This window comes from Microbacterium sp. F51-2R, from assembly GCF_052180235.1.
Lineage (GTDB): Bacteria > Actinomycetota > Actinomycetes > Actinomycetales > Microbacteriaceae > Microbacterium.
Genome location: NZ_CP197470.1, coordinates 674,021 through 688,988 on the forward strand (window position 1 = coordinate 674,021; position 14,968 = coordinate 688,988).

A 14,968-nucleotide genomic window follows, 5' to 3' on the forward strand; every position below is an offset into this window, starting at 1 on the left:
GATGCTCTACTTCGACAACGCCGCGACCACGCCGGTGCGCCCCGAGGTGCTCGACGCGATGGTGCCCTACCTCACACGCTGGTTCGGCAACGCGTCGAGTCACCACGCGGTGGGCGAGGCCGCCGCCGACGCCCTCACCGGTGCGCGGCGCCGCGTGGCGCGCGTGCTCGGGATGCGCGCGAGCGACATCGTCTTCACCTCCGGCGGCACCGAGGCCAACAACCTCGCCGTCAAGGGGATCGCGATCGCCGCCCAGCTGCAGCGCGGCGGTTCGGGCTTCGTCACGACGCCCATCGAGCACGAGTCGATCCTCGAGTCGGGCGACTACCTCGCGCGGGTGCACGGCTTCCGCGTGACGCGCGTGCCGGTCGACGGTTTCGGGCGGGTGGCTCCGGATGCCGTGGCCTCCGCCCTCACGGATGACACGGCGCTCGTCAGCATCGGGTACGCCAACAACGAGGTCGGCACGGTGCAGGACGTGGCCGCGATCTCCGCGGTCGCGCGGAGCCGCGGCATCCCGATCCATCTCGATGCCGTGCAGGCGGCCGGCTGGCTGCCGTTGTCGGCCGCCGACCTCGGCGTCGATGCGATCTCGATCGCGGGGCACAAGCTCGGCGCGCCGAAGGGAACGGGCGTGCTCGGCGTGCGCGGCCGCATACCCGTGGAGCCGCTGCTGCACGGGGGCGGGCAGGAGCGCGGCCGCCGCAGCGGCACCGAAGACGTCGCGGGCGCCGTGGGCCTGGCCACGGCGCTCGAGCTCGCCGAGGGGGAGCGCGTCGAGTCGGCCGCCCGCGTCGGCGCGCTGCGCGATGCCTTCGTCGCACAGGTGCTGGCCCGCGTGCCGAGCGCACGCCTGACCGGCGACCCCGTGCACCGCCTGCCGGGCACGGCGAGCTTCACCTTCGAGGGGACGAGCGGCGAGGCCGTGCTGCTCGAGCTCGAACGACGGGGCGTCGTGTCATCGAGCGGCTCGGCGTGCGCGGCCGGAAGCGACGAGCCGTCGCACGTCCTGGTGGCGATGGGCGTCGCGCCGGAGGTCGCGCAGACGGCGGTGCGGTTCACCTTTCCGCACACCCTGAGCGCACCGCTGGACGCCGTCGCCGCGGCGGTCGAGGCATCCGTCGCCGCTGTACGATCGGGCGCGTGAGTCTCCCGAGCGACCGCGCCGCGGTCACGATCATCGTGCCCGGGTACGACGTGGCGGCGTTCGCGCAAGAGGCACTCGAGTCGCTTCGCACCCAGACCCGGGGCGACTGGACGGCGATCCTCGTCGACGATGCGTCGACCGACGAGACGGGACGGATCTTCGCGGATGCCGCTGCCGCCGACCCCCGCTTCCGCGTCGTGCGGCACGAGGAGCGCCGGGGTCTCGCCGCCGCGCGCAACACCGGCCTCGACCTCGTCGAGACGCCGCTCGTCGGCTTCCTCGACGCCGACGACCTCTTCACGCCGACCGCGCTGGAGCGGCTCGTCGGGATCCTCGATGAGACGGGGAGCGACTTCGCGCTGGGCGCGTACGTCCGGCTTCGGCCCGACGCCGCGGGCGCATACGCGGCGGGCGCCGTGCAGCCGTGGGTCGCCGCCGCCACCGACCCCGAGCGACGCGCCACGACGATCGACCGGCACCCCGAGGCATCCGGGAACATCGTCGCGTGGTCCAAGGTGAGCCGTGTCGAGTTCTGGCGCCGCGCGAGCCTCCGCTTCCCTGTCGGGCGGCTCTACGAGGACCAGGTCGTCGCGCAGCGCATGTACGCCGCCGCGCGGGCGTTCGACGTCGTGCCCGACGTCGTGGCGCACTGGCGCGAGCGCCACGACGGGACCTCGATCACGCAGGGCGCGCACGCCGTCGACGTGCTCAACGAGTACCTCGACGGCATGTCGGGCGGCATCGCCGAGCTCGATCGCGCGGGGCACTCCGCGGCCGTCCGGGCGCGGGTGAACCTCATCCTCGCGATGGACCTTCCTCCTCTCGTCCGCATCGCCCAGCGGCACCCCGACGACGCGTACCGCCGCGCCGTCGGCGCCTTCACGCGGGACCTCTGGTCGCGCGGCGGCGCTTCCGCCGCGCTCGACGAGGCGGCTCACCTCGCGGCGGCCGCCCAGCTCTGGTAGATCGCGGGCCTGCCTGTCCTGTTCGGTGTCCCGGGTCGCGCCCTGCTCTCGCGAGTTGCCAGTTCTTCACGCAACTCGACGTCGAGTTGCCACAACGACTGGCAACTCGCACCTCGCGCCTGGCCGAGCGCTTCGCGCAACTCGCACCTCGCGCCTGGCCGAGCGCTTCGCGCAACTCGCACCTCGCGCCTGGCCGAGCGCTTCGCGCCTCCCCGACGTCGAGTTGCCACTTCTTCACGCAATTCGACGTCGAGTTGCCACATCGACTGGCAAGTCGCACCTCGCGCCAGGCCGACCGCTGCGCCCTCTCCCCCACAGCCGGCGCCGAGTTCGGGGTTTGCACGGTTGGGGTCGTCGGGCACGACCCGAGGCAGGCAGACGACGAGAGTGACCGGATGCCTCGTCATCCGTCACCCCTTCCCCCTGAGCTCCACGGACGCGCCTTCGCCGTCGCCGACGTCCGGTCGGATCTGTCGGCCCGGCGGCTCGCGGCATCCGATCTGTGGAGCCCGACGCGAGGCGTGCGCCTCCCCGAGTGGGCGCGCGATCTGCGGAGCCGCTGCATCGCCCACGCCGTGACCCTTCCCCCGCAAGCGGCGTTCAGCCACACGACCGCGTGCTCCGCGCACGCGCTCCCCCTGCCGCTCGGGCTGGCGCGCGACGCGCGGATCCACGCGACCGTTCCGAAGGGCGTCCGGGCCCCACGTCGGAAAGGTTTCGTCGGTCATCAGCGACCACTGCCGGAAGAGGACGTCATCGAGTCGGCGGGCCTACGCCTCACGTCGCTGAGCCGCACGTTCGTCGACCTCGCCGAGATCCTCGACCTGACCGCTCTCGTCGCCGTCGGAGACCGCATGCTCTGGCGGGGCGATCCCAAGCTCGATCGCGCCGCGCTGGAGCGGGCCGTCGCGGCGATGTCAGGCGGCCGCGGCTCGAGGAAGGCCGCGCGTGCCCTGGAGCTCCTGGACGATGGGGCGGAATCGCCGAAGGAGAGTGAGCTGCGGCTCCTCCTCCTGGACGCCGGGTTCGGACCGTTCGCGTCCAACGTCGAGCTCCACGATCGCGGCGGCTCGTTCGTGGCGCGAGTGGACCTCGCGCTGCCAGGGCTTCGGATCGCGATCGAGTACGAGGGCGATCACCACCGCGACTCCGAGCAATGGCGGAAGGATGTCGCGCGCCGCCGCCGCATCGAAGCGCTGGGGTGGACATACATCGCCGTGACGCAGGCCGACCTCAAGAATCCTCGAGGCCTCCTCGCCGATCTCGGCTCCGCGATCGTCGCCCGCGGCTGATGCCGAGTTGCCACAAGATGTGGCAACTCGACGTCGAGTTGCGCGAACGTCTGGCAACTCGGCGCGCGGTGCGCGACGAACGCGGGGCGCGGGCCGTCGGCGCGGCGCCGGAGGGACGCAGGGCCGGAGAACGGCGCAGGCGGTCAGCGCGGGTCGTCGCGCACGACGACCAACGTCGCAGGCACCGCGCCCGGCTCGCCCGGCACCGCGCCCGGCTCGGCAGGCGCCACGCCCGGATCACCCGGCGACGCACCCGGCACGGCGGCGCGCTCACCGGGCGCGGGGCCGGGCTCGCCGGAAGCGGCCCCGGGTACGGCGAGCGAGTTCTCGACCGCAGCGAGACCCCTCCCCGCGAGCCCTTCGGCCTCGCGCGCGGGCAGGTCGGCGCCGTCGGGCGAACGGTCAGCACGGCGATCGGGGTGGTCGGCGTGCTCCTCGGCGGCCTCGGTCTCGAGGATCCTCGATGCCGCGAGCTGCTGAGCCGCAAGCTCGGCGTACAGGCCGTCGCGCGCGATGAGCTCGGCGTGGGTGCCCGACTCCACGATGCGCCCCGCGTCGACGACGTGGATGACGTCGGCGCCGATCACGGTCGAGAGCCGGTGCGCGATCGAGAGGGTCGTGCGGCCGCGGGCCGCGGCATCCAGCGCCTCCTGCACGACGCGCTCCGACACGGTGTCGAGAGCCGACGTGGCCTCGTCGAGGAGCAGCACGGGCGGGTCTTTCAGCAGAACGCGGGCGATCGCGATGCGCTGCTTCTCGCCGCCCGAGAGGCGGTAGCCGCGCTCGCCGACGATCGTGTCGTAGCCGTGCTCGAAGGTCTCGATGATGTGGTGGATGTTGGCGGCGCGACACGCGGCCTCGAGCTCGGCATCCGTCGCATCCGGCTTGGCGTAGCGGAGGTTCTCGCGGATCGTGGCATGGAAGAGGTAGGTCTCCTGCGAGACGATGCCGATGTCGTCGATGATCGACTCCTCGGTGAGGTCGCGGACGTCTGCTCCCGCGAACATCACCGAGCCTCCGGATGCCTCGTACAACCGCGGCGTCAGGTACAGCACCGTCGTCTTGCCCGCCCCCGACGGCCCGACGAAAGCGACGTGCTCTCCGGGATCGGCCACGAACGAGATGCCGTCGAGCGTCGGACGGGCGTCGGGCGCGGCATCCGGATACCGGAAGACCACGTCGCGGAACTCGATGCGTCCTACGGGACCCGGCGCCTCGGACACGGGGATCGCCCCCGGCCGGTCGCTGATGGCGGGCACGAGGTCGAGGTACTCGAAGATCCGGGCGAAGAGCGCCGCAGAGGTCTGCAGGTCGAGCGCGACGCGCATGAGACCCATGAGCGGCATGAGCAGGCGCGCCTGGACGGTCGTGAAGGCGACGATGGTGCCGGCGGTGATGGACGAGTCGACGCTGCCGGTGATGAGGTAGCCCGCGACGAGATAGATGACGGCGGGAACCGACGACATGATGACCTGCACGACGGCGAAGAAGCCCTGGCCGCTCATCGCGCGGCGCACCTGCAGGCGCACCTGGTTGCGGTTCTCGTCGCCGTAGCGCGCCGACTCCGTGCGCTGCCGATTGAACGACTTCGAGAGCAGGATGCCCGAGACGCTCAGCGTCTCCTGCGTGATCGCGGACAGCTCCGACAGCGACTCCTGCGTCTCGCCGGCGATCCTCGCGCGCACCTGCCCGACGCGCCGCTGCACGAACACGAGGAAGGGCATGATGAAGACCGCGATGAGCGTCAGCCGCCAGTCGATGATGATCATCGCGATGAGCGATGCGATGACCGTCACGAGGTTGCCGAGGATGCTCGTGACGGTGTTGGTCAGCACGCCCGAGACGCCGCCCACGTCGTTCTGGAGGCGGGATTGGATGACGCCGGTCTTCGTCCTTGTGAAGAATGCGAGCTCCATCGCCTGAAGGTGCTCGAAGAGCTTGACGCGGAGGTCGCCCGTGACGCTGTTGCCGATCGTCGCGGTGTAGTAGGTCTGCACGACGCCCACCGCCGCCGACAGGAGGAAGAGACCGATCATCGCGAGCACGAGGCGCAGGAGAAGCGAGAGGTCGGGCGGCGCCCCGTCGGTCGGGAACAGCGCGTCGTCGAAGATGCGCTGCACGAGAAGGGGCGGCACGACGGCGACCGCGGCACCCGCGACGACGAGGAAACCTGTGAGCACGAGCCTGCCGCGGTACGGGCGGAACAGCCCGACGACGCGCTTTCCGAGGTCGGGGATCTCGGGCGCCTCGGCGTTGAGGCGCTTCTGCGCCTCGATGTCGACGCCGCGGAAGGCGACACCGCCTCCCCCTCCGCCGCGACCCATGCTCATGCGCGAAAGCCTAATCAGCGCCGGGGACAGCCGGGGTCGCCGGAGCTACGCTTGACGCATGAACTCGATCCCCGAGCAGCCCGACGGCACCGACCTCGACGAGCTCCGCAAGGACATCGACGCGCTGAAGAACACCCCGACGGAGCAGCTCATCGAGCCCGCACCCGCCGAGCTCCTCGAGAACGAGCCCGAGCCCGCGCGCACCGATGCGATCGGCTCCGAGAAGTGGGACGAACCGGCCGGCGAAGAGCACACCGAGGTCTGATCCGGCCCCGGGGCGCTCACCCCGGTCCCGTGACGAGGGTGATCACCCCAGCCCCGTGACGAGGTTGATCACCGTCGCGAGGATGACCGCGCCGAACAGGTAGGCCAGCAGCGTCTGGCCGAGCACGAGCCGGCGCATCCGATTCGTCTGCACGTTCGTGTCGGCGACCTGGTAGGTCATGCCCAGTCCGAAGGCGAAGTAGGCGAAGTCCGAGTACATCGGGTCTTCGGGCTGGTTGAAATCGATACCGCCGACCGGGTCGGAGTAGTACTCTGCTGCGATGCGCAACATGTAGTCCACCTGGATGAGGGCCCAGGATGCCGCGACCGCGAGCACTGCGATGAGCGCGAGGATGTAGGAGCCCGGCGGCGACATCCTGCCGGTCTGCAGCAGCACGATACCGACCGCGACGAGGCTCGCACAGCTGCCCACCACCGCGATGATCCTCGCGAGCGGACGGCCGGGGTCTTCGCTTCGGGCATGGGCCTTGGTGTCGGCGGCGTTCATCCGCCACACGATCGCCAGGATCCACACGATGCTCGTCGTGGCGACCGCCCCCCAGCCGGCGAGGACCCCTGCCCACACATCCAGCACGACACCCACCACGATCCCGACCACGGCGCCCACCGCGACCGAGACGACGACCCGCATCAGGACCGTCGTGTGCACCGGGACTCTGGCCATAACCGAATAGTTCCACCCCCTGAGCGGGAATGCGATGTCCGACGTGTCGGTTACCGTCATTCATGCGCCACCATCGGTGGTCGCCTTCCCCCCGCCCTTAGCTCTGAGGAGACGACCCATGGCTGCGACCGAGACCTCCCCCGGCACGGGCAGCATCCGTGCCGCCGCCGCGCCCTCGATGAAACTGGCCCCCGAGGAGAGCCGGGTCATCTGGCTGCTGCTCGCGGCCGCGTTCGTCGCGATCCTCAACGAGACCACGATGGGCGTCGCGATCCCGCACCTCATCGACGACCTCGGGATCACGGCGCTCCAGGCGCAGTGGCTCACGACGGCGTTCATGCTGACGATGGCCGTCGTGATCCCGATCACGGGCTTCCTCCTCCGCCGCTTCACGACGCGCCAGATGTACATCGCGGCGATGAGCCTGTTCTCCCTGGGCACGCTCATCGCGCTCGTCTCGCCGGGCTACCCGCTGCTCCTCGTCGCGCGCGTGGTGCAGGCATCCGGAACCGCGATCATGATGCCCCTGCTCATGACGACGCTCATGACCGTCGTGCCCCCGAACCAGCGCGGGCGCATGATGGGGCGCGTCAGCGTCGTGATCTCGCTCGCGCCGGCCATCGGCCCGACGCTCTCCGGGTTCCTCCTCGACACGCTCAGCTGGCGCTGGATCTTCGGGATCGTCCTTCCGATCGCGCTGCTGGCGCTCGCGATCGGCGCACGCTGGATCCACAACCTCGGCGAGACCACGAAGGCGCCCATCGACGTCCCGTCGATCGTGCTGTCGGCGTTCGGGTTCGGCGGGATCGTGTACGGCCTCAGCCAGATCGGCGGCGCGGCGGCGCACGGCGGGACAGCAGCAGAAGCCGCGGCCACCAGCGTCGCCACGGTGTCGCTCATCGTCGCCCTCTCGGTCGGGGTCGTCGCGCTCGGTCTGTTCGTGTGGCGTCAGCTGCGGCTGCAGAAGAACGATGACGCCCTGCTCGACCTGCGCGTCTTCACCTCGGCCAACTTCTCCCTCGCGATCGGGCAGATGGGGGTGCTCTCGATCGCGTTCTTCGGCGTCATCACCGTCATTCCGCTCTACCTGCAGGGCGTCCTCGGGGTGTCGGCGTTCCAGACGGGCCTCGTCGCGCTTCCCGGCGCGCTCATCATGGGACTCACCGGCCCCATCATCGGCCGCATCTACGACCGATGGGGCACGCGGGTGCTCCTCGTGCCGGGCACGTTCATCGCGAGCGGCCTGCTCTGGGTGCTCACGACGTTCGACGAGAACACGTCCGTCTGGATGGTCGCGATCGCGCAGACGGCGCTGTCGCTGGGCCTCGCGCTGTCGTTCACGCCGCTGTTCACGGCGTCGCTCGCGTCCCTGCAGCCGAAGTTCTACTCGTACGGCTCGGCCGTGGTCGGCACCGTGCAGCAGGTCGCGGGCGCCGCGGGCATCGCCCTCATGATCGCGATCCTCTCGGCAGTCGAGGCCGCGCAGCTCGACGCGGGCGCCGCGCCCGACGTGGCGGGAGCTGCCGGCGCGCACGCCGCGTTCCTCGTCGCGGCGATCGTGTCGCTCCCGCTGCTGGTGGGCGCGTTCCTCATCCGCAAGCCGGCCGATCAGCCGATGGGTGCGCCGATGGGCCACTGACCCGTCGATGGGCCCCTGACCCGTCGATGCGCCGCTGGCCCGTCGATGCGCCACCGACCCGGCCTCACGCGTGCCTCCGCGGCGTCAACCCTCCCGGGGCGGGCGCCGCGGTGTCATGCTGGGCGGGACGCCGCCGCACGTAGCCGGCCCGCGTAGAAGGAGCGGCCATGATCGTCACGCCACCGCCCGTCGAGGGCGCCGAGGGACACGTCGCGAAGATGTACCGCGGCGATCTCGCCGGTGACGGATTCGTCTACAGCCACACGCAGATGATGGCGATCAATCCCGAAGCGCACGAGGCCTTCGAGGCGCTCGTCGCGGCGATCGTGCCCTCGATCGGCGTGCGCACGTACGAGCTCGCGACGCTCGCCGCCGCTCGCGCGATCGGCTCGCCGCACTGCCTCCTCGCCCACGGTCGCAAGACGCTCCGCGCCGGCGCGATGGATGAGGCGCAGCTCGAGAGCGTCGCGCGCGACTACACCTCGGCGGGGCTCGGCGACGCGGACGTCGCCGTCATGCGCTTCGCCGAGAAGCTGTCGACGGATGCCTCGGCCATGACCGATGCCGACTCGCAGACGCTTCGCGACGTGGGTTTCACCGACCGGGAGATCGTCGACATCGCGCTGAGCGCCGGCGCTCGAAACTACTTCAGCCGGGTGCTGCAGGCGCTCGCTGTGCCTGTCGAGGACGTGCCCGGGCTGAGCCCCGAACTCACCGAGGCGCTGCTGTCGCCCCTCGAACGAGGCTGAGCGCGCCGACCGGCGAGATCAGCCGATGCTGCAGGAACCGCCGCCGCAGCACGACGACGCGTCGGACTCGATGACCGTCAGGAGATTCTTCTCCTCGGCGATCGGCTGGAGCGTCGGGGAAGGCAGGTTCGAGGTGGCCATGCCGACGATCCTAACCCGCAGGCCGCGGACGAGGGCCGGCGCCTCCCGGTAGGTGATCGGCGGCGGAAGCGCAACCCCCATCGGCCTCCCGGTCCGCTTCTTAGCGTTGAAGGGCGCCGGTCGATCGGCCGGCGGTGAGCGAAGGAGATCCCATGACCACCCTCGATGGCAAGCGCGTCGCGTTCCTCCTCACGGACGGCTTCGAAGACAGCGAACTCACGTCGCCCTGGCAGGCGGTGACGGATGCCGGGGCAACGGCGGCGCTCGTCTCCCCCGCCGAGGGGAGCGTCACCGGCAAGAACGGGCACGAGCAGAAGGTGGACGTCTCGGTGACGGCGGCCGAACCCGCGCAGTTCGATGCCCTCGTGCTGCCAGGCGGTGTCGTGAACGCCGACGCGATCCGGCTCGACGAGTCGTCGGTCTCGTTCGCCCGCACCTTCTTCGAGGAGCACAAGCCCGTCGGGGTGATCTGCCACGGCGCATGGCTGCTCATCGAGGCGGGCGTCGTCGACGGGCGGACGATCACGAGCTACCCGAGCCTCAAGACCGACCTCACGAACGCCGGAGCGACCTGGGTCGACGAGGAGGTCGTCGTGGACGACGGTCTCGTCTCGAGCCGCACGCCCGACGACCTCCCCCCGTTCAACGCGAAGGTCGTCGAAGAGATCGGCGAGGGCGAGCACTCCGCGCAGCACGCGTAGGCGCGGCGTGGGGCGGGGCGGGCGGCACACAGCCGGCCGCCCCATGCCGTCGCCTCCCCCCTCCCCCGCTCCACAGCCGCCCGCCCGCCCCGCGCCGTCGCCTCCCCGCTCTGCCGCGCTGCACCCACTCCGCCTGCACCCACTCCGCCTACACTCGGCCCGTGACGGACTTTCCGACGGCGCGGTGGTGCCGCAGCCGCAGGAACGGCGCGGTGTGCACGCGACCCGCGGGCCATCCGGGTCTTCACAACCGGATGGGCACGGGCCAGATGTGGTCCGATCGCGAAGCCGACCCGCCCGGATGCCCGGGCTCCGCGACGCCTGGGGCTCCGGCTCCCCTGCTCGCCGACGGATTCCCGCACGGCCGCGCGCTGTGCCCCGTCTGTCTCGACTTCGTGGCGGTGACGGATGCCGGAGCCCTCGTCGCCCACGACACCTTCCGTGGTGCGTCCTCGCCCGAGGAGGCGCGGGGGCGCGCCGACTGGTTCAACGCCTTCGGCTGGACCCGCTGACCCGCCGGCAGCGCGACCACGCGATCAGAGCAGCACGCCTCCGGTCTGACACGTCGGGCAGTACTGTGCCGTCGTGCTTCCGAACGCGAAGTCGCGGATCGTGTCGCCGCACACGGGACACGTCTCGCCGGCACGGCCGTGCACCTGCATCGCCGCGACCTTCGCGGCCTTCAGCTGATCGATCGGGACCCCTCGCTGCGCCGCGATGGCGCCGCGCATCGTCTCGATGGTCTCGGCGAAGACCCGATCGAGCGCCGCCGGATCGAGGGCCGCTGCGTGCGCGACCGGGGACACCTTCGCCGCGTGCAGGATCTCGTCGGAGTAGGCGTTGCCGATGCCGCCGAGGGACTCCTGCTCCTGCAGGATCGCCTTGATCTGCTTGCGGCGGCCGCGGACGGCGTTGTCGAAGTCGTCACGGCCGAAGTCGGGGCTCGCGGGATCGGGGCCGAGCTTCGCGACGGCGGCGACATCGGTGGGATCGTCGACGACCGAGAGTCCGAGACTCACCCAGTCCCCGGCATCCGTCGCCTCCATCACACTGCCGTCGTCGAACTCGAACGTCGCGAGAGTCGGCGGCGCTTCGGGGTCGGGCGCGGGGGGCTCACCCGGCTCGCGGAGCCGCACCCACCCGTGGCGGCCGAGCGTCACCAGCAGGTGGGCGTCGCCGAGGCGCAGGTCGACGTGCTTGCCGAAGCGCTGCGTGCCCACGAGCTCGGCACCGACAAGCGCCTCGGGGGTGCGCCCGCGCGTCTTGATCGTGCGGAACTCGATGATGTCGACGTCGCGCAGCGCGCGCCCCGCAAGGCGATCCGCGAGCGTCTCGGCCAGCACCTGCACTTCGGGAGACTCCGGCATGCCCTCATCCTTCCACCCACCGCCGACACCGCGGCGGGGGCCGGCGTCACTCGTCGGGCGTGACCGTCGCGAGGGTCTGGCCGCGCGAGACCTGGTCGCCGACGGCGACCCCGAGGGTCACGGTACCGGCGACGGCGGCGCGGACGACGTGCTCCATCTTCATCGCCTCGACCACGACCACGGGATCGCCCGCTTCGACGAGGGCGCCCTCGGCGACCGGCACCATGACGACCGTGCCCGGCATCGGCGAGTCGAGGTGCGGTCTCTCGTCGGCCGCCTCGCCGACGCCGTGCTCGGCATCCGCGATCCCGACCCGGAAGGTCGCGCCCTCGCGCGTGAGCTCCACGGCGTCGGCCGTCGCGAGCTCGGGGAATGACCGCGTCAGACCATCGAGTGAGATCTGCGCCCGATCGCCGAGCCGGACGATCGCGCGACGCCGCGGGCCGTCGTCGACCGCGACCTCGAGATCCGCTCCGACGCCCCACAGCCGCACGACGGCGGTGGCGCCGCGCTCCTCTCGGAGCCGGTAGACGCGGGGGGCCGCGGGTCCGAGCCGCCAGCCGTCGGCGCGACGCCACGGATCGGTGGCGTGGCCGTCGGGCACACGCCCCGCCGCGTCGAGCAGGAGCGCCGCCTCGGCCCAGGTCGAGGCATCCGGCTCCGCGAAAGCGAGCCCGTCGAGCCCGCGCGCGATGAGACCCGTGTCGAGATCTCCCGCCGCGACGGCGGGAAGCTCGAGCAGCAGCCGCAGGAACTCCACGTTGGTCGTCACGCCGAAGACCGCCGTCTCGTCCAGCGCGCGGACGAGCCGGCGCCGAGCCTCGTCGCGGTCGGGGCCCCACGCGATGACCTTGGCGAGCATGGGGTCGTAGTCGCTCGAGACGTCGAGGCCGTCCTCGAGCGACGTGTCGACGCGGATGCCCTCGCCCGACGGGTGGCGCACCGCCTCGACGCGGCCGCCGGTCGGGAGGAATCCGGCGCGCGGATCCTCGGCGTACACGCGCGCCTCGATGCTGTGGCCGTTCAGGTGCACGTCGTCCTGCCCGAACGCCAGCGGTTCGCCCGCCGCGATGCGCAGCTGCTGCTCGACGAGGTCGATGCCGGTCACCTGCTCGGTCACGGGGTGCTCGACCTGGAGCCGCGTGTTCATCTCCATGAAGAAGAACTCGTCGGGCCGATCGGCCGACACGATGAACTCGACGGTGCCGGCGCCTCGATAGCCGACCGAGCGCGCGGTCTCGCACGCGGCCTCGCCGATGCGGGCGCGGGTCTCGGGGTCGAGGAGCGGCGACGGCGCCTCCTCGATGACCTTCTGGTGACGGCGCTGCAGCGAGCACTCGCGTTCCCCGAGGTGCACGACCCCGCCGTGCGCGTCGGCCAGCACCTGCACCTCGATGTGACGGGGGCTCTGCACGTATCGCTCGAGGAACAGGGTGTCATCGCCGAAGCTCGCCGCCGCCTCGCGCCGGGCCGCCGCGAGGGCACCCGGCAGCTCGTCGGCGGAGTCCACGACGTGCATGCCCTTGCCGCCGCCCCCGGCGGACGGCTTGATGAGGAGCGGGTAGCCGACATCGACGGATGCCTCGATGAGGTCGTCGTCGGTGAGCCCGGGGCGGGCGACACCGGGCACCGTCGGCACGCCCCGTTCCTGCACGGCGAGCTTGGCCGTGATCTTGTCGCCCATCGTCTGGATCGCGTCCGGCCGCGGTCCGATGAAGACGATCCCCGCTTCGCCGCACGCCCGAGCGAACGCGGCGTTCTCGGCGAGGAATCCGTAGCCCGGGTGGATCGCCTGCGCCCCGGTGCGCCGGGCCGCCTCGAGGATCGCGTCGATGTCGAGGTAGCTCTGCGCGGCGGGTGCGGGACCGAGCCGCACGGCCTCGTCGGCGAGGCGCACGTGGCGGGACGCTGCATCCGGATCGGAATACACCGCCACGGAGCGGATCCCGAGCCGGCGCAGGGTCGCGATGATTCGGCACGCGATCTCGCCGCGATTGGCGATGAGGACTTTGTCGATCTGCACGGATCCTCCGAGTCGGCCGCCGCGGTCGGCGTCTGCTGAGTCGTCACTGGCGGGCATCGCCGCTCACATCCGGAAGACGCCGTAGCCGGGCTCGCCCTGGGGCGCGCGCAGGCAGACGTCGAGGGCCAGACCGAGCACGTCGCGCGTCTGCGCCGGCTCGATGATTCCGTCGTCCCAGAGGCGCGCGGTCGAGTAGTAGGGACTCCCCTGCTCCTCGTACTGTGCGCGGATCGGCGCCTCGAACGCGGCCTCCTCGTCCGCGCTCCACGAGCCTCCGCCGGATTCGATCTGATCGCGTCGGACGGTCGAGAGGACGGATGCCGCTTGCGGGCCGCCCATGACCGAGACACGTGCACCGGGCCAGAGCCACAGGAAACGCGGCGAATACGCACGCCCGCACATCGAGTACGTACCGGCGCCGAACGACCCGCCGACGACGACCGTGAGCTTGGGCACCGAGGCGCACGCGACGGCGTTGACCATCTTCGCGCCGTGCTTCGCGATGCCGGCCGACTCGTACTCGCGCCCGACCATGAACCCCGCGATGTTCTGCAGGAAGACGAGGGGGATGCCGCGCTGATCGCAGAGCTCGATGAAGTGCGCGCCCTTGAGGGCCGACTCGCCGAAGAGCACGCCGTTGTTGGCGAGGATCCCGACGCGATGGCCGTGCAGCCGCGCGAAACCCGTCACGAGGGTCTCGCCCCACTCGCGCTTGAACTCGTGGAACGAGTCGGCGTCGATGATCCGGTCGATGATCTCGTGCGCGTCGTAGGGGACGGTGAGCTCCACCGGCACGACATCGACGAGGGTCCCGGGGTCGCGCGCGGGCGGCCGGGGCGCTTCGACGGGCTGTGCGAGCGGCGGCGACGGCGGGAGGGTGGCGACGATGTCGCGGACGATCTGCAGCGCGTGCGCGTCGTTCTCGGCGAGGTGGTCGGTGACTCCCGAGACGCGGGTGTGCACGACGCCGCCGCCGAGGTCCTCCGCCGTGACGACCTCGCCCGTCGCGGCCTTCACCAGGGGCGGCCCGCCGAGGAAGATCGTCCCCTGGTTGCGGACGATCACCGTCTCGTCGCTCATGGCGGGGACGTATGCGCCGCCGGCCGTCGACGACCCGAGCACGGCGGCGATCTGCGGGATGCCGTCGCGCGACATCCGCGCCTGGTTGTAGAAGATGCGGCCGAAGTGCTCCTTGTCGGGGAAGACCTCGTCCTGCATCGGGAGGAACGCGCCGCCGGAATCGACGAGGTAGACGCACGGGAGGCGGTTCTCGGCCGCGATCTCCTGGGCCCGCAGGTGCTTCTTGACCGTGATCGGGTAATAGGTGCCGCCCTTCACGGTCGCGTCGTTTGCGACGACCATGACGTGCCGGCCGTGGATCAGGCCGATGCCCGCGACGACGCCGCCGGAAGGGCAGTCCCCTCCGTACAGGTCGAAGCCGGCGAGCGGCGCGACCTCGAGAAAAGGACTGCCGCGGTCCAGGAGCAGATCGATGCGGTCGCGCGCGAGGAGCTTCCCGCGCTCGGTGTGCCGCGTGCGGGCCTTCTCCGGGCCGCCGAGGGCGGCCAGGGCGCGCTGCTTGCGCAGCTCGTCCACGAGGTCCCGGTACGTCGGCTTCGTCGCCGTCGGCATCCGCCGCTCCTTCTCGGTTACTGTTCATTAACC

At 71.4% G+C, this 14,968-nt stretch carries 13 protein-coding genes and 1 pseudogene; 8 read left to right on the top strand and 6 right to left on the bottom strand.

Annotation, left to right across the window (positions count from 1 at the left end):
- The first annotated feature begins 1 nt into the window (after position 1).
- The 3 genes from ACSBPH_RS03275 to ACSBPH_RS03285 all read left to right on the top strand — a co-directional run bounded on the left by ACSBPH_RS03275 (position 2) and on the right by ACSBPH_RS03285 (position 3,404).
- The gene (locus tag ACSBPH_RS03275; protein ID WP_442577232.1) at positions 2-1,147 is read left to right on the top strand and encodes a cysteine desulfurase family protein; all 1,146 of its coding nucleotides are present in this window, start codon (positions 2-4) and stop codon (positions 1,145-1,147) included.
- Positions 1,144-2,112, top strand: coding sequence for a glycosyltransferase family 2 protein (locus tag ACSBPH_RS03280; RefSeq protein WP_442576183.1), 969 nt, complete (start codon positions 1,144-1,146; stop codon positions 2,110-2,112). Before ACSBPH_RS03275 ends, ACSBPH_RS03280 begins: the two co-directional genes overlap by 4 nt.
- A 395-nt stretch (positions 2,113-2,507) precedes the next feature.
- Positions 2,508-3,404 carry a hypothetical protein gene (locus ACSBPH_RS03285; protein WP_442576184.1) on the top strand — a complete coding sequence of 299 codons (897 nt, stop codon included), beginning with the start codon at positions 2,508-2,510 and terminating at the stop codon, positions 3,402-3,404.
- A gap of 431 nt (positions 3,405-3,835) precedes the next feature.
- Here ACSBPH_RS03285 and ACSBPH_RS03290 read toward each other — a convergent pair.
- A pseudogene (locus ACSBPH_RS03290) lies at positions 3,836-5,734 on the bottom strand (ABC transporter ATP-binding protein); the annotation flags it as partial.
- A gap of 58 nt (positions 5,735-5,792) precedes the next feature.
- Here ACSBPH_RS03290 and ACSBPH_RS03295 point away from each other — a divergent pair.
- Positions 5,793-5,999: a hypothetical protein gene (locus ACSBPH_RS03295; protein WP_442576185.1), complete on the top strand. Its 207-nt coding sequence runs from the start codon at positions 5,793-5,795 to the stop codon at positions 5,997-5,999.
- Positions 6,000-6,041: 42 nt separating this feature from the next.
- Here the strand turns inward: ACSBPH_RS03295 and ACSBPH_RS03300 are convergent, their stop codons facing one another.
- Positions 6,042-6,683 carry a DUF1345 domain-containing protein gene (locus ACSBPH_RS03300; protein ID WP_442576186.1) on the bottom strand — a complete coding sequence of 214 codons (642 nt, stop codon included), beginning with the start codon at positions 6,681-6,683 and terminating at the stop codon, positions 6,042-6,044.
- A 118-nt stretch (positions 6,684-6,801) separates the two neighbouring features.
- Here ACSBPH_RS03300 and ACSBPH_RS03305 point away from each other — a divergent pair, with 118 nt between their 5' ends.
- Positions 6,802-8,322, top strand: coding sequence for an MDR family MFS transporter (locus tag ACSBPH_RS03305; protein WP_442576187.1), 1,521 nt, complete (start codon positions 6,802-6,804; stop codon positions 8,320-8,322).
- 167 nt (positions 8,323-8,489) lie between these two features.
- On the top strand, positions 8,490-9,071 hold the full coding sequence (locus ACSBPH_RS03310) for a carboxymuconolactone decarboxylase family protein (RefSeq protein ID WP_442576188.1): 582 nt from the start codon (positions 8,490-8,492) through the stop codon (positions 9,069-9,071).
- A gap of 18 nt (positions 9,072-9,089) precedes the next feature.
- Here the strand turns inward: ACSBPH_RS03310 and ACSBPH_RS03315 are convergent, their stop codons facing one another.
- Positions 9,090-9,212, bottom strand: a complete 123-nt coding sequence (locus ACSBPH_RS03315; protein WP_442576189.1) for a hypothetical protein — start codon at positions 9,210-9,212, stop codon at positions 9,090-9,092.
- Between the two features lie 152 nt (positions 9,213-9,364).
- On the opposite strand from ACSBPH_RS03315, the gene ACSBPH_RS03320 reads away from it, so the two are divergent.
- Both ACSBPH_RS03320 and ACSBPH_RS03325 read left to right on the top strand, forming a co-directional pair.
- Positions 9,365-9,913 carry a type 1 glutamine amidotransferase domain-containing protein gene (locus ACSBPH_RS03320; RefSeq protein WP_442576190.1) on the top strand — a complete coding sequence of 183 codons (549 nt, stop codon included), beginning with the start codon at positions 9,365-9,367 and terminating at the stop codon, positions 9,911-9,913.
- 161 nt (positions 9,914-10,074) lie between these two features.
- Positions 10,075-10,425: a hypothetical protein gene (locus ACSBPH_RS03325; RefSeq protein ID WP_442576191.1), complete on the top strand. Its 351-nt coding sequence runs from the start codon at positions 10,075-10,077 to the stop codon at positions 10,423-10,425.
- Positions 10,426-10,449: 24 nt separating this feature from the next.
- Here ACSBPH_RS03325 and ACSBPH_RS03330 read toward each other — a convergent pair whose 3' ends face one another.
- From ACSBPH_RS03330 to ACSBPH_RS03340, 3 genes are all read right to left on the bottom strand, one after another.
- Positions 10,450-11,280 carry a DNA-formamidopyrimidine glycosylase family protein gene (locus tag ACSBPH_RS03330; protein ID WP_442576192.1) on the bottom strand — a complete coding sequence of 277 codons (831 nt, stop codon included), beginning with the start codon at positions 11,278-11,280 and terminating at the stop codon, positions 10,450-10,452.
- Between the two features lie 46 nt (positions 11,281-11,326).
- Positions 11,327-13,303 (bottom strand): ATP-binding protein, encoded by a 1,977-nt coding sequence (locus ACSBPH_RS03335; RefSeq protein WP_442576193.1) that lies wholly within the window; start codon positions 13,301-13,303, stop codon positions 11,327-11,329.
- A gap of 63 nt (positions 13,304-13,366) precedes the next feature.
- Positions 13,367-14,935 carry a carboxyl transferase domain-containing protein gene (locus ACSBPH_RS03340; RefSeq protein ID WP_442576194.1) on the bottom strand — a complete coding sequence of 523 codons (1,569 nt, stop codon included), beginning with the start codon at positions 14,933-14,935 and terminating at the stop codon, positions 13,367-13,369.
- Positions 14,936-14,968: the final 33 nt, after the last annotated feature.